This window comes from Paenibacillus cineris (assembly GCF_018333335.1).
GTDB lineage: Bacteria > Bacillota > Bacilli > Paenibacillales > Paenibacillaceae > Paenibacillus_AQ > Paenibacillus_AQ favisporus.
The window spans coordinates 4,195,157-4,216,260 of the sequence record NZ_BORU01000001.1 but is presented as its reverse complement, the minus strand read 5'-3'; the positions used below and the strand labels follow the sequence as shown (position 1 = coordinate 4,216,260).

Genomic DNA, 21,104 nt, shown 5'->3' with positions numbered 1-21,104 from the left:
ATGAAGCCGATCACACTGAAGTTGTCGGGTCTGCAGAGCTATCGCGAAATGCAGCAGATCGATTTTGACGAGCTGTGCCAGATGGGGCTGTTCGGTATTTTTGGACCGACAGGCAGCGGCAAATCGACGCTTCTGGACGCAATGACCCTGGCTCTGTACGGCAAAGTCGAACGTGCGGTGAACGGCACGCAGGGCATCATGAACCATTCGGAAGATGCACTGTACGTCTCCTTTACCTTTGAACTCAGTTCCGCGGACGGACCGAAGCGGTACAGAGTGGAGCGCCGTTTTAAAAGAACCAACGAGCTGTCAGTCAGCAATACGGTTAGCCGGTTTATCGAGGTCACCGCGGAAGGTGAAACGGTTATGGCAGACAAGCTGGCTGAAGTCACCCGCTGCGTGGAAGACAAAATCGGTCTGAAAATGGAAGACTTTACGCGGGCCGTCGTCCTTCCCCAGGGGAAGTTTGCCGAGTTTCTGTCGCTGAAGGGCAGTGAGCGCAGGCAGATGCTGCAGCGCCTGTTCCATTTGGAAAAATACGGCGACCTGCTCGCGCAGAAGCTCAGCCGGCGGGTGAAGGACAACGATGCTGCACTGAAGGAAGTGGAGGCGGAGCAGCAAGGCCTCGGCAGCGCAGGCGCGGAAGCGGTGGACGAAGCGAGGAACAGACTCAAGGAAGCCGCCTTGGAGGCGGAGGCTTCGCGGCTGAAGCTGCGGCAAATGACCGAGGAGGCCGAGAAGGCCGGCAAATTCAGGGAGATGCAGCTGGAGAAGGAGCGGCGCGAACAGGAGCTCCACCGGCTGTCCGCTGAAGAAGAAGCGATTGTCCGGCTTGAACGCCAGCTGGGACAGTCTGCTGCGGCACGGGCGATCATGCCTTTGTATACGCAGTGGACGGACAGCAGGCAGGAATGGGACAAACGCACCCGGGAGGCGGAGCAGCTTCAGACGAAGGCTGAGGCCGCGGATACGGCGGCCCGGGAGGCCGCTGCCGCCGACGATGCGTCGCACCGGGAGCTTGCCGCTGAGGAGCCGAAGCTGCTGCAGCGCCAGGAGCAGCTGGAGCAGGCGGTACTGCTGCAGCGGGAGCGGGACGAGCTGAAGACTGTGCTGCAGCAGCTGGTTGAGCAGCGGTCAAAGACGGCCCATGAAAGCAAGGAACGGACTGAAGCTCTGGCCAAGGAGCAGGAGCTGCTCGCCAAAGGGCTCAAGCGGCAGTCCGAGCTGCAGGAAAGCCTGAAGGGGCTGGAAGTGAAAGCGAAGGACCGTGAACGGCTGCATAAGGCGATGCGGCACGTTCAGCAGCTGGGAGCAAGCGAGCAGCGGCTGCGGAGCACTGAGGATGAATTTAAAGAGCATGGCGAGAAGCGAAGCAGAGCCGAAGCGCTGTTGCAGCAGGCTGCGCAGGAGCGGGAGCAGCATTTGCAGGAGCAGAAGCGGTTCGCGCTCGCGGTTTCGGCCCATATGGAGCAGGTTCTGGGCCATGACAGCCGGATGGAGGCGGCGTTGTCCCGCCTCGACCAGGAAGAGGCGCTGGTCCGTTCTTCCTCCAAAGAGCGGGAGCTCCACGCGCTTTCGCTGGCGCTGGCCGCCGAGCTGCGCCCGGGAGAACCGTGTCCGGTATGCGGTTCATCCCATCATCCGGCACCGGTATCTCCGGATCAGGATGCGCCTGTTGCGGATGACGGTTTGCTGGAACTGCTGCGGCTTCTCCGCCAGCAGCTGCAGGAGCTGCGGCTCAGCGGGCGTCAGCTTGTACATGAGACCCGGAGCTTGCTCGAATCGTACGAGCCCGGGGTCCAGGTGGGGGTAGGGGCTCCCTTCCAGGCCGGTTCTGGCCCGCTGGAAGGCGCAGGCGAAGCGGCCGCTGCCCTCGAGCTGGTCTCGGATCCGGAGCAAGTGGAGTCATTTTCCAGGCCCGCGTGGGAATCCCGGATCCGGAAAATGGAGGAGGACGCCGAAGCGTTGGCATCCTCCACGAGACAGCTTCAGCGCGAGCATGCCGCGCTGAAGGAGCGGGGGGAAGCGCTGAGCGCGCTGCAGGTGAAGCGAACGGCTGAAATCGAGTCGCTTCGGGAAACGTTCACTAAGCTGGGCGACCGATTTGAAACGGAGAAGCGGGAATACCTAAGGCTTCAGGAGGAGTGGCGCCGGGAGCTTCCGGACCTTCAGCCGGAGCAGGCGGACCGTTTGTCCGCGGAAATCCAGCAGAAGGATGCGCAGGCCGAAGAGATCCGCGAGCGGCTGCAGATCAGCATCCCTTTTATCGAGGAGAAAACGGCCTCGGTCCAATCGCTGGAGCGGCAGATCAACGATCTCGACAAGTCGCTCATTCAATGGGATGCCCAGCTGCAGGGCAAGCAGGATTTGCTGGCCGAGAAGGAGCGGCGCCTTCAGGCCTGGGTCGGCAGCGAGTCCGCCGACCGGCTGCTGGAAGGCTGCAAGCAGCGCCTGCTCTCCCTTCGGGAAGCTGCGGCGCGCTCCAAAGAGAAGCGCCAGGCAGCCGAGCAGCTTAAGCATGAAGCAGCCAAAGCGGCGGCGATGGCAGCCCAGGCGGCGGAATCCGCGGAGGAGCACTGCCGAAAAGCGCAGGCCCGCTGGGACGAGCAGTTGGCGGCTTCTCCGTTCGCCACGTCGGAGGAAGTGGCAGACGCCTGCATGCCGCCTGAGGAAGAAGTGCACAGCGCGGAGCGGGTTCGGCTGCACCGCGAACGGGAGCAGGAGATCAAGGTGCAGCTCCGCCATCTGGCAGAGCAGCTGGACGGCCGCGGCGTGACCGAAGAAGAGTGGCAGCGGATCTCCGCGGAGCTGGCTGCCTGCCGGGAGCGCGATGAGACGGCGCTTCAGCAGCGGGCAAGGGCGGAGCGGGACCTGGACGACGTGGAGAAGCGCCATGTCCGCTGGTCGCAGCTGGAACTGATCCGCAAGCAGCGGCAGCAGGAAGCCGAGAAGCTCTCCAAGCTGCAGTCCTGTCTCCGGGGCAATGCCTTCGTCGAATACATTGCCGAGGAGCAGCTGATGCAGGTCAGCCAGGCTGCTTCACAGCGTCTGCGATTCTTGACCAAGCAGCGCTATGCGCTGGAGGTCGATTCCGGGGGAGGCTTCCTGATTCGGGACGACGCCAACGGAGGGGTGCGCCGTCCGGTGTCCACCCTGTCCGGAGGCGAGACCTTCTTGACCTCCCTGTCCCTTGCGCTGGCCCTGTCTGCGCAAATTCAGCTCCGGGGCCAATATCCTTTGCAGTTTTTCTTCCTTGACGAAGGATTCGGGACGCTGGATCCCGAGCTGCTCGATACGGTAATCACTTCTTTGGAGAAGCTGCATAACGATCATTTGTCGGTCGGCATCATCAGCCATGTGCCCGAGCTGCGGGCCCGTCTTCCGCGCAAGCTGATCGTGATGCCTGCCGAGCAGGCCGGAGGCGGCTCGCGGATCGTTCCTGAAACGCTGTAGGCCATCATCCATAATTTTTTGAAAAAGACAGTAGCCATTCGCCCAGCCTTGAATACGATGTTGATGTAAATCTTCTGAAATTGGGAGGCTGTGAAGGGCAATGGAAAAGTTTGAGGCCATAGAGTTATGCAAAAAACATATGTACCGCTATGTCCGCGCGACAATGGCGGACGGAAGCGTACATGACGGATTTGTGGAAAGTGTTGATGAGGAGAAGCTGTATCTGGCAGTACCGGTCGGCCATGAAAACGTGTCGCCTGCACATGTGTCGCCGAATGCGAACGTAGCTCCGACGTATGTGTCGCCTGCACATGTGTCGCCGAATGCAAACGTAGCTCCGACGTATGTGTCGCCTGCTAACGTGTCACCAAACGTGGCTCCGGCTCATGTAGCTCCGGCTCATGTAGCTCCGGCCAACTTGGCGCCAGCGGTCATGCCGGTCCATCATGGCTGCTACCACCCTTGCGGAGGTTTCCCGGGATATGACTACCGAGCATTTTTCCCAGGGTTCTATCCTCCGTTTGGATACGGCTACGGCTTTGGGTACCCGTTCTACGGACGCCGCTTTAACCGTTTGATTCTGCCTCTGGCCGGATTGACGGCGCTGTCGCTGCTGCCATTTTTTTAATATCTGATATAACGTACGAACCTGAAGAGGGATACCGGGAGAACCGGTGTCCCTCTTCTTTTGGTTTCGTCGCGCGCCAGCTGAACTATTTCTTAGCCGGATACATCGGGGACATTGGACGGGTCATTTTATATCCGGTATGATAAGAAAAGAAAATCTCTTACATATTAAAGGAGGCAACAATCCGATGGATTGCCTGTTTTGCAAAATCGTTGAAGGGAGCATCCCTTCCCAGAAAGTCTTTGAAAACGAACGGATCCTGGTATTTCGTGACATTCAGCCGGCCGCGCCGGTTCACGTGCTGATCATCCCGAAAAAACATATCGCCTCAATGAACGAGGTTCAGGAGGAGGATCTCCCGCTGATCGCCGAAATGCATCAGGTGGCCCAGCAGGTCGCCAAGGATCTGGGCGTCAATGAGTCGGGATACCGGCTCATCAACAATTGCGGACCGGATAGCGGACAAGCGGTCCATCATATCCACTATCACCTGCTCGGAGGGGCCAAACTGGGCGCCCTGACCGGAATTTCCGACTCTCACGCATAAGCTTGTACCCCGGCAAATCCGGCCTTTGGTGAAAAAATAGGCCCTGAGGTTGACACCCTATTTCTCTTTCACCTATAATTAAGTTTGATGAACCGTGTTATTGCTCTTGGACGGTCTGGTCGGAGGGAGGGAAAACTGGTGTCTGAAACTAAAGTTCGCAAAAACGAGACTATTGATGCTGCACTTCGCCGCTTTAAGCGCTCCATCGCTAAGGATGGCGTATTGGCTGAGGTGAAGAAACGTAAGCATTATGAAAAGCCAAGCGTAAAGCGCAAGAAAAAGTCCGAGGCTGCTCGTAAGAGAAAGTTTTAGGAGGATTTGAACTAGCATGAATCTTAGCGAACGATTGAACGAAGATATGAAGCAGGCGATGAAGAGTAAAGACAAGTTCAAACTCTCCACGATTCGAATGGTTCGTTCGACGATCAAGAATCTTGAAATAGATTTGAAAAGAACTTTGGATGACAACGAAGTGCTTGATATCCTCAGTCGTGAAATCAAACAGCGCAAAGATGCCCTCCAAGAATTTCAAAAAGCAGACCGCGAGGACCTTGCGGAACATGCAAAAGCAGAAATCGAGATTATCGGTCAGTATCTTCCCGCACAGCTTTCCGAAGAAGAAATTAAAGTTATTGTACAGCAGACCATCCAGGAAACCGGTGCTTCTTCGAAAGCCGACATGGGGAAAGTGATGAGCGCGCTCATGCCGAAGGTAAAGGGACGCTCAGACGGCAAACTTGTGAACCAAGTGGTTCAACAATTTCTGCAATAAACATAAGTGAAACACCCCTGATTTCAGGGGTGTTTTTTCATTTTCTGAAACGATTCCCTTCTATGATGCGTAATAACTACCATATGATGGACATTATAACGGGAATGTGGAAAGGAGGGGTAAGGTGAATTTGGCCAAAAAGGGGCTTAAGTCTCTCGTAATGATGCTGATGCTCATATTTTTGGTTGCCGGCAGCTGGCTTCCCGGGCGGGCATCCGCCGAAACCGGTGAGAAGAGCGGCCCGGTCTATATCATACCGGTAGACCAGGAAATTGAGACGGGGCTTGAGAAGTTCATGCGCCGCGGTTTTAACGAAGCGGCCAAGATGAATGCCGGGCTCGTTGTGCTCGAGATCAACACGCCGGGCGGGCTTGTCGATACCGCCGACAAAATCGGGCAGATGATCCGTGACAGCAAGATCCCTACGCTTGCTTACATTCAAGGCAATGCCGCTTCGGCCGGCAGCTATATCGCGCTGAATGCCGATAAAATCGCCATGAAGCCAGGCAGCATGATCGGTGCCGCCGCCATGGTGGACCGTACGGGAAAACGCGTGGATGATGCCAAGCTGGTCGCGTACTGGAAGTCGAAAATGAGCGCAGCGGCTGAGTCCAGCGGACGGGACAGCAAAATCGCCGAGGGTATGGCGGATATCAACATGGTCGTCGACATGCCGGCGATCGGTGAGAAGAAAGAGAAAGGCGATATTATCGCCTTGTCGAGCGAACAGGCTTTGAAGGTCGGATATGCCGATCATATCGCATCAACGCCTGAAGAAGCGATTCAATGGATGGGGTACTCGACGGATGACGTTTTCCGGGTCGAGCATACCGGTGCGGAGAAGGTGGCAGCCTTTCTGACACATCCAACCGTAATGATCATTTTGCTGTTCCTGGGGATCGCCGGTGTCGTCATCGAGCTGATGATTCCTGGCTTTGGCGTTCCGGGGATCGTAGGCGTAGTTGCCTTTGTACTGTATTTCTTCGGTAACTATGTGGCGGGCTTCGCAGGATCCGAGACGTGGCTGCTCTTTATTATCGGGCTCATTCTTATGATTCTAGAAATGTTTGTCCCGAGCTTCGGCATCCTAGGTATTCTGGGTGCAGTCAGCCTGATTGCGGGCGTTGTCCGGGCAGCTTACGATACGACGCACGCCTTGTTCTCGCTCGGGATCGCATTTGCGGCGGCCGTCGTGGTCGTGGTGATCGTCGCGATCATATTTAAGGAGAAGGGCATCTGGAACCGCTTCATCCTGAAAGAATCGCTGACCAAGGAGCAGGGCTTCGTTCCGACCGATGCGAAGGAGGATTTGCTTGGAAAATCAGGCGTTAGCGTGACGCCGCTCCGTCCGTCCGGTACCGTTGACGTGGAAGGCGAGCGGATCGACGTCGTAACGGATGGAGAGTTTGTTGCGGCGGGCACACCGGTCAAGGTCGTTCGCGTCGAAGGTGCGAGAATTGTCGTAAAGCCGGAATAATGCTGGCTTTTTAGCGAGATTCGTGTAACATGTTGTAAAGAACCTGGAAAGAATGTCACATGAAACCAATTGATTACCTGGAGGTTGATAGGCAGTATGGATGGAACTTCTCTTATCACGGTATTACTGATTGCGGTTGTCATCATTATTGTGCTCAGCGTATTTTTCAGCTTTTTCCCGGTCATGCTCTGGATCTCGGCCTTGGCGTCCGGCGTCCGGATCGGAATTATTACGCTGGTGGCCATGAGACTGCGGCGCGTCACGCCGAGCCGGATCGTCAATCCGCTCATCAAGGCGACGAAGGCGGGGCTGGGTCTTAACATCAATCAGCTGGAAAGTCACTATTTGGCCGGTGGTAACGTGGACCGGGTAGTTAACGCCCTCATTGCGGCCCAGCGCGCCAACATTCCGCTCGAATTTACGCGCGCCGCCGCCATCGACCTGGCTGGCCGCGACGTACTGCAGGCCGTTCAGATGAGCGTCAACCCGAGAGTCATTGAGACTCCGGTCGTAGCCGCCGTTGCGAAGAACGGGATTGAAGTGAAGGTTAAGGCCCGGGTTACGGTCCGTGCCAATATCGACCGTCTCGTCGGCGGTGCGGGTGAAGAAACGATTATTGCCCGCGTAGGCGAAGGGATCGTAACGACCGTCGGCTCCAGTGACATGCACAAGGACGTGCTGGAGAACCCGGACTCCATTTCCCGGACCGTATTGGCCAAGGGTCTGGATGCGGGAACCGCTTTTGAAATTCTGTCGATCGATATCGCCGACGTGGATGTAGGCAAGAACATCGGGGCTTACCTGCAGACCGAGCAGGCCGAAGCCGATAAGCGGATCGCCCAGGCGAAAGCCGAGGAACGCCGCGCGATGGCGGTAGCTCAAGAACAGGAAATGAAGGCTCGCGTCGTCGAGATGAGAGCGCGGGTTGTGGAATCCGAATCCGAAGTGCCGCTCGCCATGGCGGAAGCCCTTCGCTCAGGAAAGATTGGCGTCATGGATTACATGAACCTGAAGAACATTGAAGCCGATACCCAAATGCGCGGCTCGCTGGGCAAAATGGGGGATAGCGGAGATGGCGGCGGCAGTCCGAAAAATAACAAGTAGGGAATGAGCATCCATGTGGATCATTGAACACTTTTACTGGATCCTGATCATTGGATTTGCGGTCATCTCTGCGCTGAGCAAAAGAGGAAACAAATCGAAGCAGAGGCAGCAGCCCCGAGGCATGCCCACGTTCGGGGGAGAAGGCCGCCCGTATCAACGACGGGACGAAGCGGACGATTACGATGAGGACGAGGATGAGGAATACGATGAGGAATACGATGAGGGCCGTCCAGATCCGGCATACGGCTCCCGGCCACGGCCCCAGGAACCTGCCGGCAGAAGGAGCTCTCCGTTCGGATCGTATGATTCGTCAGCCCCTGAACCGCCTGTATATTCCCAAGACTACCGTCCGGCTCCGGACTATGATACCGGCGAAGGAGTATCCTCGATGTGGGCGGAGGAGAAGCCGTCCCCGGTACAGGCTACGCTGGAGGATCGAACCCGTACCATGCAGCAGGAGATCAACAGGGTGAACGCTTCTCTGGACAAAATATCGACGCAAATGGATATGGGGGCTGACAGGGCGGCTGACCGTGAGGCAGCTGTCCCGGTATCCCCTTTGGCCGAGCAGGCCAGACAAGGGATCATCTGGGCTGAAATTCTCGGCCCGCCCCGCTCAAAACGCCCGTTGAATCCGCGAAAATAACGATAATTTAGAAGTGAGGCCTCTTTCGGCCCGGGAAGATCATGATATCTTTTCGGGCAGCGGAAGAGGCTTTTCATTTTGGATCGCACAGCCTGTCCGCTGTGATCTAACGCCGAGAGGCGTTTTTTTTCGTGCTGCGCAAGGCGTGTGATCTTATGGCTTGAACTTCCCTGAAAAGCTTCATAAACCGGGCTTTGCGCGCATAAGGTGTAGAGTACAGGAAGGGGGAAGACCTTCGTATGGCCGGGATCAGCCGCAGGCTGCGGAAGTGGACGAACGAAATGCTGGATGTTCCGCAGGACGTTTTGTTCGATCTGCCGCGCATCACTATGGTGGGAAACAAAGAACTCTATATCGAAAATCATCGGGGCGTCCGGCATTTTTCACCCGATAAAATGGTCCTTTCCCTGTCCCAGGGACTGCTCGAGATCGAAGGCTCCGGGCTTATGATCCGGTCGATTCTGCCGGAAGAAGTGATGATCGAAGGATCGGTAACGAACATTAAATATACAGGGACGGAGGAGAGTCCATGAAAATCCCGACGTTAACCCGGGTTCGCGGCTGCGTGCGGATTGCTGTCCGGGGGGAGCATGTGGAGTATTTCATCAATGCATTGGCGGAGAACGGTGTACCGGTATGGGACATCGAGCCCAAAAACGGAAATTTGGCAGAGATGAAGGTGCTGCTGAGGGATTTTCATGCTCTTCGTCCCTTGTTGAAACGGACAGGCTGCCGGGTGCATGTACAGGGCCGGATCGGTTTGCCCTTTACGCTGGTCAAGCTGTATAAGCGCAAGTTTTTTATGGTGGGCATCGTGCTGTTTTTCGTTCTGCTCTTCCTGCTGTCGTCGATGGTGTGGAACGTCAGGGTAACCGGCAATGAAAAGATCGCAACCGAAGACGTGCTCGAAGCGGCGAAGAAGGAGGGGGTCCGCCCGTTCCAGTGGATTTTTCGCTTAGATTCGCCGGACAAGCTGTCGCGTGAGCTGAGCATCCGGCTTCCGGGCACGTCCTGGATCGGGGTGGAGCGCAAAGGCACCACCATTACGATCCAGATCGTGGAGGCGGCCGAACCGCCGAAGCAGCCGCTGACCGACCCGCGCCATCTGGTCAGCCGGACGGACGCGGTCGTCACAAGCATCTATGCGGAGCAGGGGCGGCCGCTCGTCGAGAAGAACTCCCGTGTGAAAAAGGGACAGGTGCTCATATCGGGCATTCTTGGCGTTGACGGTGGAAACACCGAGGTCGTCGTGGCCAAAGGGGAGGTCAAAGGGCTGGTTTGGCACGAATACAGTCTTACGGTTCCGCTGGTCCAGAAGCATAAAGTGTATACCGGGGAAAGAAAGACCAAGTCTTATTTTGTGATCGGTGACCGCGCGGTGCAGCTGTGGGGCTACGGAAAGGATCCGTACAAGGCTTCCGAAACGCTAACGGAGCATGATCCTCTGACCTGGCGCTCCTTCAAGCTCCCCGTCGGATGGATGACGGAAAAAGTCATGGAAGTGCGGGAAAGCCAAGAAACGCTGACCGTCGAAGAGGCCAAAAAACAGGGATTGGACGGAGCCGTGCGGGATATTTTGGCGAAATATGGGACGGATTCGCAGATCATCAGCCAAAAAATTTTGCATGAGAAGAAAGAGAATGGTAAAGTTTATATGAAAGTGCTTTTCGAGGTGGAAGAGAAGATTGCCGAAGAGCTTCCCATAGTTCACAACCAAGGAGAATGAGGCTATTTGTCAGAAAAAAATCACAGCGCACAAATCTTACTTCAAAGTGCAAGCGAAGGGATGTCCATTTTCGGACCGCAAGACACCTTTCTGAAGATGATCGAAGCGGAGATTCCCGCCCAGATCGTGTCGAGGGAAGCGGAAATTACCGTCCGCGGCAGCGACCGCGACGTGCAGGTGCTGACCGAGCTGTTTGAGGTGCTTCTCCAGCTTGTCCGCAACGGTTACATTCTGACCGAACGCGACGTATCCTATGCGATCGATTTGGCGAAGGACTTCCGGGCGGATCAGCTGCTCGACCTGTTCAAGGGTGAAATCACGACCACGTTCCGGGGCAAACCGATCCGGGTCAAGACGATCGGCCAGAAGCACTACGTCACCACGATCCGCAAGCGTGACATTGTATTCGGCATCGGGCCTGCGGGAACAGGCAAGACCTATCTAGCGGTTGTTTTGGCGGTTGCGGCCTTGAAGGAGGGCTCCGTCAAGCGGATCGTGCTGACGCGTCCGGCTGTCGAAGCGGGGGAAAGCCTGGGCTTTCTGCCGGGTGACCTTCAGGAGAAAGTAGACCCGTATTTGCGTCCGCTGTACGATGCGCTCTATGACGTTATGGGACCTGAACAGACTGCAAAGTCGCTGGAACGGGGATTGATTGAGATCGCTCCGCTCGCCTATATGCGGGGACGGACGCTGGATGATTCTTTTATCATATTGGACGAGGCCCAGAACACGACACCTGAACAAATGAAAATGTTTCTTACCCGTCTTGGGTTCGGCTCGAAGATGGTCATCACGGGCGACGTAACCCAGATTGACCTGCCGAGAGGCAAGAAGTCCGGGCTGGTTGAAGCCAAGTCGATCTTGAGCGGCATTGAAGAGATCGGGTTTGTGCAGTTCGCCGAGCAGGATGTCGTGCGTCACTCCCTAGTGCAGAAAATCATTGTTGCTTACGACAAAGCTGCAGAAAACCAAGATTAGAGGGGATTATCTTTATGACTTCGAAAGAAGCGTCATCAGGCAAATCTTTCTCAACTAAAAATATCGGATGGAAACATAGCGCGGCAACCCGCTATGTTCTCTTTTTATGTCTGGCCATTCTGTTCTACGTGAGCCTGGCGCCGGATCTGCTTCCGGAAAAATACAATATTCAGGTCGGCACACACAGCGAGAAGGAAATTACGGCGCCGATGCAGATTCCGAACAACAAAGCGACCCTGAAGGCGCAGGAGGAAGCTGCCGAACGCGTGCAGCCGATTTATACCATCGTTCCGATCCGGAACGACAGCCTGATCGCCTCGCTGCTTGACCGGATCGACAAGCTCAATCAGGACGACCAGGTTTCCCGGGAGGACAAGGTGGCGATCTACCGTCAGGAGATTCCGCAGAGAGCCCAGGACTTTGTGCAGAACTACGTCAATAATACGCGGAGTTCGGGCACCTATTCCGAAGCGCTGCTGAACGAAATGCTGAGGGTGACCAACCAGCAGGTCTATAAAATTCCGGAAGAGACCTTCATCAAAATTCCGCGTCTGACCTCTGCCGATATTACCGAGATGAAGCCGGTGGCGCGCGAAATCGTATCGCGGCTGACAAACGACCAGATCGTGGACGCCCAGACCGCAAGGGCCAAGGTGGCCGAGCTGGTCAGCACGAGCTCTCTGAGCCAGCGCACCGCGCGCGAGGTAGTGCAGGAGCTGTCGAAGATCGCGATTACGGCCAACAAGTTCTATGACGAAGAGGCGACGAAGGAAGCCAAAGTTCAGGCCCGGGAAAATACCCCTACGGTATATATCAAGCAGGGCGGCGTGCTTGTCGCCAAAGGCGAGCTGATTACGGAAGAGCTGTACAACCTGCTGGATGATAACGGCCTGCTCAAAAATGACGTCAACTATTGGCCGCAGTTTGGGCTGCTGCTTTTGTCTCTTCTGCTGGCCTTAGGACTCATGATGTTTATCCGCCAGCTTAACGGGGGCAAGTTTGGGTATAACAATTCCCAGCTGCTGATGCTTGTTCTTATTTTTATTATTACGATCGTTTCCATGCATGTCGCCGGCATTTTGCAGAGCAGCGAGCGCCCCTATCTGGGCTATTTGGCGCCGGTTGCCATCGGCTCGATGCTGGTCACGCTGCTGCTGGACATGTCGCTCGCGTTTTTCTGCGCCATGATCTTCAGTATTCTGTCCAGCGTCATCCTGAATGTGCATCAGGGGCAAATGTTTGATTTTAAGTTCGGCTTGTTCTCGCTGATCGTATCCTACGTGGCGATTTTTACGATCCATAAGGCAAGCCAGCGGTCGACCCTGCTGAAGGGCGGGATCATGGTTTGCTTGTTCGGCTCGTTGACTGTATTTTTGATTAACCTGATCGACAATGACGACTGGCAGCAAATGTCGACGCTGTACGCGCTGGGGTTTGCCTTTGCAGGCGGACTGCTGACTGCGATTCTGGTCATCGGCCTCATGCCGTTTTTTGAGGTCACGTTCGGCATTCTGTCAGCCCTGAAGCTGGTGGAGCTGTCGAATCCGAACCACCCGCTCCTGCGTAAGCTGCTTACCGAAACGCCGGGAACGTACCACCACAGCGTCATGGTTGGCAATTTGTCGGAGGCGGCGGCCGAAGCGATCGGCGCCAATGGGCTGCTGTGCCGGGTCGGATCGTATTACCATGATATTGGGAAGACGAAACGGCCAAGCTATTTTATAGAAAACCAGAACAATATGGAGAACCCCCACGACTCGATCGATCCGAAGCTGAGCAAGTCGATCATTATTGCGCATGCGAGGGACGGGGTCGAAATGCTCAAGGATTATAAGCTGCCGAAGCCGATTCGCGATATCGCCGAACAGCACCATGGCACCACCTTCCTGCATTTCTTCTACCACAAGGCGCTTCGTCTGGCGGAGGAGCAGGGCAAAGAGCCGGATTTCACGGAAGAGGATTTCCGTTACCCTGGTCCGAAGGCTCAATCCAAAGAGTCGGCCGTCATCGGTATCGCGGACAGCGTCGAAGCTGCCGTGCGGTCTCTCCGTAATCCGACCGTCACTCAGGTGGAATCGGTGATCGAGAAAATCATCAAGAGCCGGCTGGACGATCACCAGTTTAACGAGTGCGATCTGACGATGAAGGAATTGGATATTATCGCAAAGACGCTGAAAGAAAGCGTCATGGGGATTTTCCACTCCCGGATCGAGTATCCGGAAGAAATCAAGAAAACGAAGATGGATGAAGAGAATAGAAGGAGCGGTTGAAAGATGGGTCTGCATCTGGCTTGGAACAATGAACAAAATGAGCATCCGGTCAGCGAGGAGCTGATTGCCACGCTGGAGGTCATCCTGCAGAAGGCGGGAGAAGCGGAAGGCGTGGAGGACGGCGAAGTGGCGCTCACATTCGTCGACGATAAGCAGATTCATGAACTGAACCTCGAGTACCGCGGCATCGACCGTCCGACGGACGTCTTGTCCTTCGCAATGAACGAGAGCCTGGACGAAGAGCTGGACATCGTGTATGAGCTGGAAGAGGACGAGGAGCTGCACGATATGCCGGAGGTGCTCGGCGACATCATTATCTCCCTCGACCGGGCCAAGGCGCAAAGTGAAGAATACGGGCACTCCGTGGAGCGTGAAATCGGCTTCCTGTTCGTTCACGGATTTCTGCACTTGCTCGGGTACGATCATCAGGATGCGGAAAGCGAAGCGGAGATGATGGGCAAACAGGAGGCTGTCCTGGCCCAGGTGGGGTTGACCCGGTAATGGCCAAGCGCTCCTTCCTTGCTTCATTCAGTTATGCCGCGGAAGGAATCGGATACGCATTGAAAACCCAGCGGAACATGCGGTTTCATGCCGTGGCGGCGGTTGTGGTCATTGCCGCTGCCGCCCTGCTGCAGCTGACGTGGCAGAGGTGGCTGTTCCTGCTCGTCGCGATCACGATGGTGATGGCCGCCGAGCTGCTGAACACCGCCGTCGAGGTCGTTGTGGATATGGTTTCACCGGAGCCGCATCCTATGGCGAAGGCGGCGAAAGATACCGCAGCCGGCGCCGTGCTGCTGACGGCCATCTTTGCCGTCGTCGTCGCCATTATTGTGTTCTATCAGCCTGTCGCAGCATGGCTGGGAAGTCAACATTAGAAGTTACAGGAGGAATCATACTATGGACACAGCTCAATTAATGCAAGAAGCGATCAAGGCACGGACCAAGGCCTACACCCCTTATTCCCACTTCGGCGTAGGAGCGGCCCTGCTGGACGCCGAGGGCCATATCCATCACGGCTGCAACGTGGAGAACGCGGCGTACGGGCCGACCAACTGTGCGGAACGGACCGCGCTGTTTCGCGCTGTCGCAGACGGACATCAGCCGGGCAGCTTCCAGGCGATTGCCGTTGTTGGAGATACCGAAGGTCCGATCTCGCCGTGCGGCGTGTGCCGCCAGGTCCTGGTGGAGCTGTGTGCTCCCGACATGAAAGTCATCATGGGCAATCTGAAGGGGGACATCCAGGAAACCACGGTGCGGGATCTGCTGCCGGGTGCGTTTGGACCTTCCGACTTGAAACATAGTGACAGCGAATAAGCTGCACGATCTATTGGAATACACACATATAAAACCTGGGGCCCCATCTTCGGCGGCGGTGAGCATCATGTTGTGCCGCGGTACGAAGAATGCGGGCCCTGATGGTCTTCCTGCTTAAGGAAGCATTATAGGAGGGTAATGACTTACATGGCGAAACCGTCATTCAAATCAGGCTTTGTAGCCATTATTGGCAGACCGAACGTGGGGAAATCGACGCTGATGAATCAAGTCATCGGCCAGAAAATCGCCATCATGTCGGATAAACCGCAAACGACGCGCAACAAAATTCACGGCGTATATACGACGGATCACTCCCAAATCGTGTTTCTTGATACGCCGGGTATTCACAAGCGCCAGTCCAAGCTTGGCGATTTCATGAACAATACCGCGCTGAATACACTGCAGGAGGTGGAGGCCGTACTGTTCCTGGCCGATACGTCCGAAGGTTTCGGCGGCGGGGACCGCTTTATTATCGAGCAGCTGAAGAAGGTGAAGACGCCGGTCATTCTCGTGCTCAACAAGATTGACAAAATCGAACCTCCGGCGCTGCTTCCGATTATCGAGGAGTACCGCAAGCTGCATGATTTCGCCGAAATCGTGCCGATTTCGGCCATGCTGGGCAATAACGTGAACACCTTGCTCGAGCAGGTGGAGAAGTATTTGCCCGAAGGGCCGCAGTACTATCCGGAAGATCAGGTCACGGACCATCCCGAGCAGTTCGTCTGCGCGGAGCTGATCCGGGAGAAAATTTTGCATATGACCCGCGAAGAGGTTCCGCATTCCATCGCGGTCACGATCGAGGATATGCGCGTGCAGGACAACGGCGTCGTGTATATTTCGGCGGTGATTTTCGTGGAACGGGATTCGCAGAAGGGTATCATTATCGGCAAGCAGGGCTCGCTGCTGAAGGAAGTCGGCAAGCAGGCGCGGCAGGATATCCAAAACCTGCTTGGCTCGAAAATTTTCCTCGAGCTGTGGGTAAAAGTGAAAAAAGACTGGCGCAACCAAGAGCGGGTTCTTCGCGATCTGGGCTTTAACCGCGACTAGTGAGCATCCGATGCCAGGCGGGGGGAATCCCGGCTTGGCAGGAATTGCAACACATAGTTTCACGGCTTTCGTAACATCCTATTTTTTGAAGATGCAGACGCCATTTCCGAAGAAAGGATGAATACGAATGCGAGATTTTTCGTGGAAGTATTTTGCGATGACTGGAGATGTGGATGCTTACTTGCTCTATAAACAGGCCGCCGGCATGACGGCGGATGAAGCGGAGACGGCGGCTGCTACGCAGCTGCTGGATGAGACGGATACCTATGAAGAGAACGAATGATCTTTGGCTGCTCCGGGAATGGCTGGGGGAAGAAGCATGCTATACAGGGTGGAAGGGATCGTCATCCGCAGCATGGACTACGGCGAAGGGAACAAAATCATTACGATTTGCACCGAAAACGCGGGTAAAGTAGGCGTACTTGTCCGTGGCGCCAAAAAGGTGAAAAGCCGCCATGCTGCACTGACACAGCTGTTTACGACAGCGGAATACGTATTTTTCAGAAACGGCACGGGACTCGGCACGCTGAATGCAGGGGAAATTATGCAGTCCCATCACGTGCTGCGCGAGGACATCGTTCTTGCCGCTTATGCCTCCTACGCCTGCGAGCTGCTTGACCGCGTGCTTCAGGACGAGGAGACGGGGAGCTTCTGGTTCCAGCAGCTTAAGGCGTGTCTAGATGCGCTGGAAGATGGCAAAGACCCCGCCGTCATTATCAACTTGTATGAGATGAAAATATTGCAGACTGCAGGATACGGTCCCGAACTGTCATCCTGCATTTCTTGTGGAAGGGATATTTCACCACAGGAGGAACGGTATTGGGTGAGTCCGCGGCTCGGAGGCGTACTGTGCCGGGCGTGCAAGCACCTGGATTCTCAGGCCATGGGGATTTCGCCCCGGACGATGAAGCTGCTGCGTCTGTTTGCCCAGCTCGATTTGCGGCGCCTCGGCCACGTCGATGTGAAGGAAGAGACCAAGGCGGAGCTGAAAGCCGTCATGCGGGCATTTATGGATATGCAGCTGGGGCTGAATTTGAAGTCGCGGGGTTTCCTCGATCAGATGGAGAAGTACGGGCTGTAGGATCTGTTACAGTAGATCTTGACTATCGGAATCATTTCCTGTAGTATATATTAAGTTTCTAATTAAATTGTCTGACACGCAATGATCGAAGAAGTAGTGGGTCTTCCATTCCTGTTAGCGAGCCGGGGAGGGTGCAAGCCTGGCGGAAGGAATCCATGAATCGGCACTTCGGGAGTGTGAAATGAAATCGGAAAAGTGGGTTGTTCCTAGCTCAAGCGAGGGGCAGCCAAGTAGGGTGGAACCGCGGGATCAGCTCTCGTCCCTATGTCTGTACAACAGGCATAGGGCGGGAGCTTTTTGTTGTACAGAAATGTGATCATTATTGACGGGTATCCGTCCATTCCCCCCAATTTTCAATGAAGGAGAGTCGTATATGAACTTTCAGCAGATGATTCTGACGCTGCAGCAGTTCTGGGCCAATCAGAATTGCATTATCGTGAATCCCTATGATACGGAAAAAGGGGCCGGCACGATGAACCCGATGACGTTTTTGCGTTCTCTCGGACCGGAACCCTGGAAGGTAGCGTATGTAGAACCTTCCCGCCGGCCATCGGACGGCCGTTACGGGGAGAACCCGAACCGGCTCTATCAGCATCACCAGTTCCAGGTGATCATCAAGCCGAGCCCGGACAACATTCAGGAGCTGTATCTCGACAGCCTGAAGGCGCTCGGAGTGGATGCGCTCGACCACGATATCCGCTTTGTCGAGGACAACTGGGAGAACCCTTCGCTAGGATGCGCGGGTCTCGGCTGGGAAGTATGGCTGGACGGTATGGAAATTACCCAGTTCACATACTTCCAGCAGGTGGGCGGTATCGAAACGAACCCGGTCGCCGTGGAAATTACCTACGGGATGGAGCGCCTGGCTTCCTACATTCAGGAGAAGGAGAACGTATTTGACCTGGAGTGGGTTGACGGCATTTCTTACGGTGATGTGTTCCATCAAGCGGAAGTGGAGCATTCCACGTATACGTTTGAAGTGTCCGACGTGAAAATGCTGTTTACGCTGTTCAACATGTACGAGCAGGAAGCAGGCAAGGCGATGGAGCGGAATCTCGTATTTCCGGCATACGACTACGTCCTGAAATGCTCGCACACGTTCAACCTTCTCGACGCAAGGGGAGCCATCAGCGTTACGGAGCGTACCGGCTATATTACGCGGGTGCGCAATCTGGCCCGCCAGGTGGCGGCAACCTACATGGAGGAGCGCGAGAAGCTCGGCTTCCCGCTGCTGAAGAAAGGAGGCGACCTGAATGTCTAAGGACCTGTTGTTTGAAATCGGCCTGGAGGAAGTGCCGGCACGGTTTTTACGTGCAGCGATGGAGCAATTGGAAGAACGCATGGTGAAATGGCTGGAGCAGTCCCGGATCGCCTACGGCGAAGTTCACTCCTACGCAACCCCCCGCCGCTTGGCCGTGCTTGTTAAATCGGTTGCGGAGAAGCAGGAGGACGTGCAGGAGGAAGTGAAGGGCCCGTCCCGCAAAATCGCCCTCGACGAGAACGGCAACTGGAGCAAAGCCGCGCTTGGCTTCGCCCGCGGACAAGGCGTAGATCCCGAGCAGTTTACGTTCAAAGAGCTGAACGGCGTGGAATACATTTACGTCACGAAGAGCAGCAACGGTGTTGAGACTTCTGCGCTGCTGTCTGAGGCACTGCTCGGCATTCTCTCTTCGATGACATTCCCTAAGCATATGCGCTGGGGCAGCTATGAATATAAATTTATCCGTCCGATCCGCTGGATTACAGCCCTGTTCGGCACAGACGTCATTGATTTGGAAGTGACCGGCGTGAAGTCGGGCAACGTGACCCGCGGCCACCGTTTCCTCGGAACGGAAGCCGTTCTGCCGGAAGCCGGTGCTTATCAGGAAGTATTGCGCGGCCAGCACGTCATCGTAGACGTGAAGGAACGCGAAGGCATGATTCTGGAGCAGATCGAGTCGCTTGCTGCAGAGAAAAACTGGACCATTGCGGTCAAGGACGATCTGCTGGAAGAAGTGCTGTTTCTGGTGGAAACCCCGACGGTGCTTTTCGGAACATTCGATCCGGCTTTCTTGAACATTCCACAGGAAGTACTGATCACTTCCATGCGGGAGCATCAGCGTTACTTCCCTGTTCTGGATGGCCAGGGGCAGCTGCTGCCGTTCTTCGTAACGGTGCGCAACGGCGACAAGCGGTCGCTTGACGTGATCGCCAAAGGGAACGAAAAGGTGCTTCGCGCCCGCCTGTCGGACGCCAAGTTCTTCTATGAGGAAGACCAGAAGCTGGAGATCAAGGACGCGCTCTCCAAACTGGAAAGCATCGTCTTCCACGAGGAAATCGGCACGGTTGGCGATAAGGTCCGCCGGATCCGCCGTATCGCCGACCAGATCGGAGAAGCGCTGCAAATTTCCGGCACGGACAGTGAATCGGTAAGCCGCGCTGCGGACATCTGCAAGTTCGACCTCGTTACGCAAATGGTGTATGAATTCCCTGAACTGCAAGGGGTCATGGGCGAAGACTATGCCCGCAAAGCCGGCGAACGGGAAGACGTCGCGAAAGCGGTATTCGAGCATTACCAGCCGCGTTCGGCATCGGACGACGTTCCATCCAGCCTGGTGGGTTCCATCGTCAGCATTGCGGACAAAATCGACACGATCGTCGGCTGCTTCTCGATCGGTATCATCCCGACCGGCTCCCAGGACCCTTATGCACTGAGACGTCAGTCCCAGGGCATCGTGCAGATTTTGCTGGCTAAGCAGATGCCGCTCACGCTGTCCCAGCTGTTCGGCATCGCGCTCGGCGTGCATGCAGAGCTTCGCAGCTTGGACCGCCAGCCGGACGACATCCGCAAGGATCTGGCCGAGTTCTTCAGCCTTCGCGTGAAGAAACTGCTCTCCGAGACGCTCCGCTACGACGTGGTGGACGCGGTCATTTCCGCCGGCTTCGACGATGTCATCTCCGTTGTATCCCGCGGGGAAGCGCTGATGCAGGCGGTTAACAGCGGAGACGACTTCAAGACGACGGTTGAATCCTTCAACCGGGTCAGCAATCTGGCAGCCAAAGCGGAAAAGGCAGAAGTTCAGGAGCCACTCTTCGTGGAAGAGGCCGAGTCTAATCTGTTCCGCGCATGGCAGTCCATCACCGCCGATTACCATGCAGCGCTGTCGGAGCGGGATGGCGCCAAAGCCCTTGCGCTTCTTGCAGACATTAAGGAAGCCGTTACGAAGTTTTTCGATTCCGTCATGGTCATGGCCGAGGATGAGCGGGTGCGGGCTAACCGTCTGGGTCTATTGGCATCGATCGACCGCGATTTGAAGCAGTTTGCCGATTTTAACAAGCTGGTGTGGTAAACCTGTAAAGGTTTCGGGTAAAAGAATACGGAAGCGGGACGAAACAAATCGGTCCCGTTTTCGTATCTTTTTCATGTATATAGATTGAACTGAAGTTTTTCATTCAGCTTCCTGTTTTATTTTTCTTTAGTTCATTCTATGCACCCAAAAGTTTCCTGCAGCACTGTCAGAAGTTGTAATGTCCGTCCCGGAAGGATTTTTATAGGACAGGCTCGTATATAATAGTACGGAATACCAAGAATGACAGGTGGGCTCGAATCGGCTATGGATGACAGACAAATCGTTGTGGACGGCGATGCCTGTCCGGTGAAACAGGAGATTGCCGCAGCGGCTAAGGCTTTGGGCGTTCCCGTGCTGATGGTCTCTTCGTTCGATCACTTGATCCAGGCCGGGGAGGGTGTGCGGACCGTTCAGGTGGACCGGAGCGATCAAAGCGCCGACCTATACATCGCCAATCATATCCGCCGGGGGGACGTTGTGATTACCCAGGACTACGGACTGGCCGCCTTGGCCTTGTCGAAACATTGCTATGTGCTCTCCTTTCGGGGCATGGAGTTTCATAACGAGGACATCGAGTTTATGCTCGACCGCAGGCACCATCAGGCCAAAGCGCGTAGGAGCGGCAAGCATTCCAAAGGTCCGAAACCGATCACGGCGGAGGATAAAAGAATTTTTCAACAGAAACTGACAAAACTTTTGCAGGATTTGCAGGAGAACGTATAACGATAGCGA

21 protein-coding genes are annotated in these 21,104 nt (G+C 55.5%); all 21 read left to right on the top strand.

Features of this window, described 5'->3' with window-relative positions:
- The 21 genes from KI379_RS19685 (at nt 1) to KI379_RS19585 (ending at nt 21,095) form a co-directional block, all read left to right on the top strand.
- Nucleotides 1–3,453, top strand: a complete 3,453-nt coding sequence (locus KI379_RS19685; RefSeq protein WP_212984457.1) for an AAA family ATPase — start codon at nt 1–3, stop codon at nt 3,451–3,453.
- Nucleotides 3,454–3,553: 100 nt separating this feature from the next.
- Nucleotides 3,554–4,081 (top strand): hypothetical protein, encoded by a 528-nt coding sequence (locus KI379_RS19680; protein WP_212984811.1) that lies wholly within the window; start codon nt 3,554–3,556, stop codon nt 4,079–4,081.
- A gap of 187 nt (nt 4,082–4,268) precedes the next feature.
- A complete protein-coding gene (locus KI379_RS19675; RefSeq protein ID WP_076169798.1) occupies nt 4,269–4,628 on the top strand; it encodes a histidine triad nucleotide-binding protein in 360 nt (119 codons plus the stop codon).
- Between the two features lie 138 nt (nt 4,629–4,766).
- On the top strand, nt 4,767–4,940 hold the full coding sequence (gene rpsU, locus KI379_RS19670; protein ID WP_005547957.1) for a 30S ribosomal protein S21: 174 nt from the start codon (nt 4,767–4,769) through the stop codon (nt 4,938–4,940).
- A 16-nt stretch (nt 4,941–4,956) separates the two neighbouring features.
- The gene (locus KI379_RS19665) at nt 4,957–5,400 is read left to right on the top strand and encodes a GatB/YqeY domain-containing protein (RefSeq protein ID WP_076169799.1); all 444 of its coding nucleotides are present in this window, start codon (nt 4,957–4,959) and stop codon (nt 5,398–5,400) included.
- 163 nt (nt 5,401–5,563) lie between these two features.
- A complete protein-coding gene (locus KI379_RS19660; protein WP_444544276.1) occupies nt 5,564–6,877 on the top strand; it encodes an NfeD family protein in 1,314 nt (437 codons plus the stop codon).
- A gap of 96 nt (nt 6,878–6,973) precedes the next feature.
- Nucleotides 6,974–7,981, top strand: a complete 1,008-nt coding sequence (gene floA / locus KI379_RS19655) for a flotillin-like protein FloA (RefSeq protein WP_076169800.1) — start codon at nt 6,974–6,976, stop codon at nt 7,979–7,981.
- A gap of 13 nt (nt 7,982–7,994) precedes the next feature.
- Entirely contained in the window at nt 7,995–8,627 is a 633-nt protein-coding gene (locus tag KI379_RS19650; RefSeq protein ID WP_212984456.1) for a hypothetical protein, read from the top strand.
- 239 nt (nt 8,628–8,866) lie between these two features.
- Nucleotides 8,867–9,160 carry a sporulation protein YqfC gene (gene yqfC, locus KI379_RS19645; RefSeq protein ID WP_076169802.1) on the top strand — a complete coding sequence of 98 codons (294 nt, stop codon included), beginning with the start codon at nt 8,867–8,869 and terminating at the stop codon, nt 9,158–9,160.
- Nucleotides 9,157–10,353, top strand: coding sequence for a sporulation protein YqfD (gene yqfD / locus KI379_RS19640; protein ID WP_076169803.1), 1,197 nt, complete (start codon nt 9,157–9,159; stop codon nt 10,351–10,353). The genes yqfC and yqfD overlap by 4 nt, the downstream gene beginning before the upstream one ends.
- A gap of 60 nt (nt 10,354–10,413) precedes the next feature.
- Nucleotides 10,414–11,331 carry a PhoH family protein gene (locus KI379_RS19635; protein ID WP_373309598.1) on the top strand — a complete coding sequence of 306 codons (918 nt, stop codon included), beginning with the start codon at nt 10,414–10,416 and terminating at the stop codon, nt 11,329–11,331.
- 14 nt (nt 11,332–11,345) lie between these two features.
- A complete protein-coding gene (locus tag KI379_RS19630; protein WP_076169805.1) occupies nt 11,346–13,601 on the top strand; it encodes an HD family phosphohydrolase in 2,256 nt (751 codons plus the stop codon).
- A 3-nt stretch (nt 13,602–13,604) separates the two neighbouring features.
- The gene (ybeY, locus tag KI379_RS19625; protein WP_076169806.1) at nt 13,605–14,102 is read left to right on the top strand and encodes an rRNA maturation RNase YbeY; all 498 of its coding nucleotides are present in this window, start codon (nt 13,605–13,607) and stop codon (nt 14,100–14,102) included.
- Nucleotides 14,102–14,476 (top strand): diacylglycerol kinase family protein, encoded by a 375-nt coding sequence (locus KI379_RS19620; RefSeq protein WP_076169807.1) that lies wholly within the window; start codon nt 14,102–14,104, stop codon nt 14,474–14,476. Before ybeY ends, KI379_RS19620 begins: the two co-directional genes overlap by 1 nt.
- The gene (locus KI379_RS19615; RefSeq protein WP_373309597.1) at nt 14,472–14,915 is read left to right on the top strand and encodes a cytidine deaminase; all 444 of its coding nucleotides are present in this window, start codon (nt 14,472–14,474) and stop codon (nt 14,913–14,915) included. Before KI379_RS19620 ends, KI379_RS19615 begins: the two co-directional genes overlap by 5 nt.
- 147 nt (nt 14,916–15,062) lie before the next feature.
- Nucleotides 15,063–15,962: a GTPase Era gene (era, locus tag KI379_RS19610; protein WP_076169809.1), complete on the top strand. Its 900-nt coding sequence runs from the start codon at nt 15,063–15,065 to the stop codon at nt 15,960–15,962.
- A gap of 127 nt (nt 15,963–16,089) precedes the next feature.
- Nucleotides 16,090–16,245: a YqzL family protein gene (locus tag KI379_RS19605; RefSeq protein WP_076169810.1), complete on the top strand. Its 156-nt coding sequence runs from the start codon at nt 16,090–16,092 to the stop codon at nt 16,243–16,245.
- 36 nt (nt 16,246–16,281) lie between these two features.
- Entirely contained in the window at nt 16,282–17,043 is a 762-nt protein-coding gene (recO, locus tag KI379_RS19600; protein WP_116229508.1) for a DNA repair protein RecO, read from the top strand.
- 373 nt (nt 17,044–17,416) lie between these two features.
- Nucleotides 17,417–18,304 (top strand): glycine--tRNA ligase subunit alpha, encoded by an 888-nt coding sequence (gene glyQ, locus KI379_RS19595; RefSeq protein ID WP_076169812.1) that lies wholly within the window; start codon nt 17,417–17,419, stop codon nt 18,302–18,304.
- Nucleotides 18,297–20,372: a glycine--tRNA ligase subunit beta gene (gene glyS, locus KI379_RS19590; RefSeq protein WP_212984455.1), complete on the top strand. Its 2,076-nt coding sequence runs from the start codon at nt 18,297–18,299 to the stop codon at nt 20,370–20,372. Before glyQ ends, glyS begins: the two co-directional genes overlap by 8 nt.
- A gap of 264 nt (nt 20,373–20,636) precedes the next feature.
- A complete protein-coding gene (locus tag KI379_RS19585; protein WP_089548207.1) occupies nt 20,637–21,095 on the top strand; it encodes a YaiI/YqxD family protein in 459 nt (152 codons plus the stop codon).
- Nucleotides 21,096–21,104 lie beyond the last annotated feature (9 nt).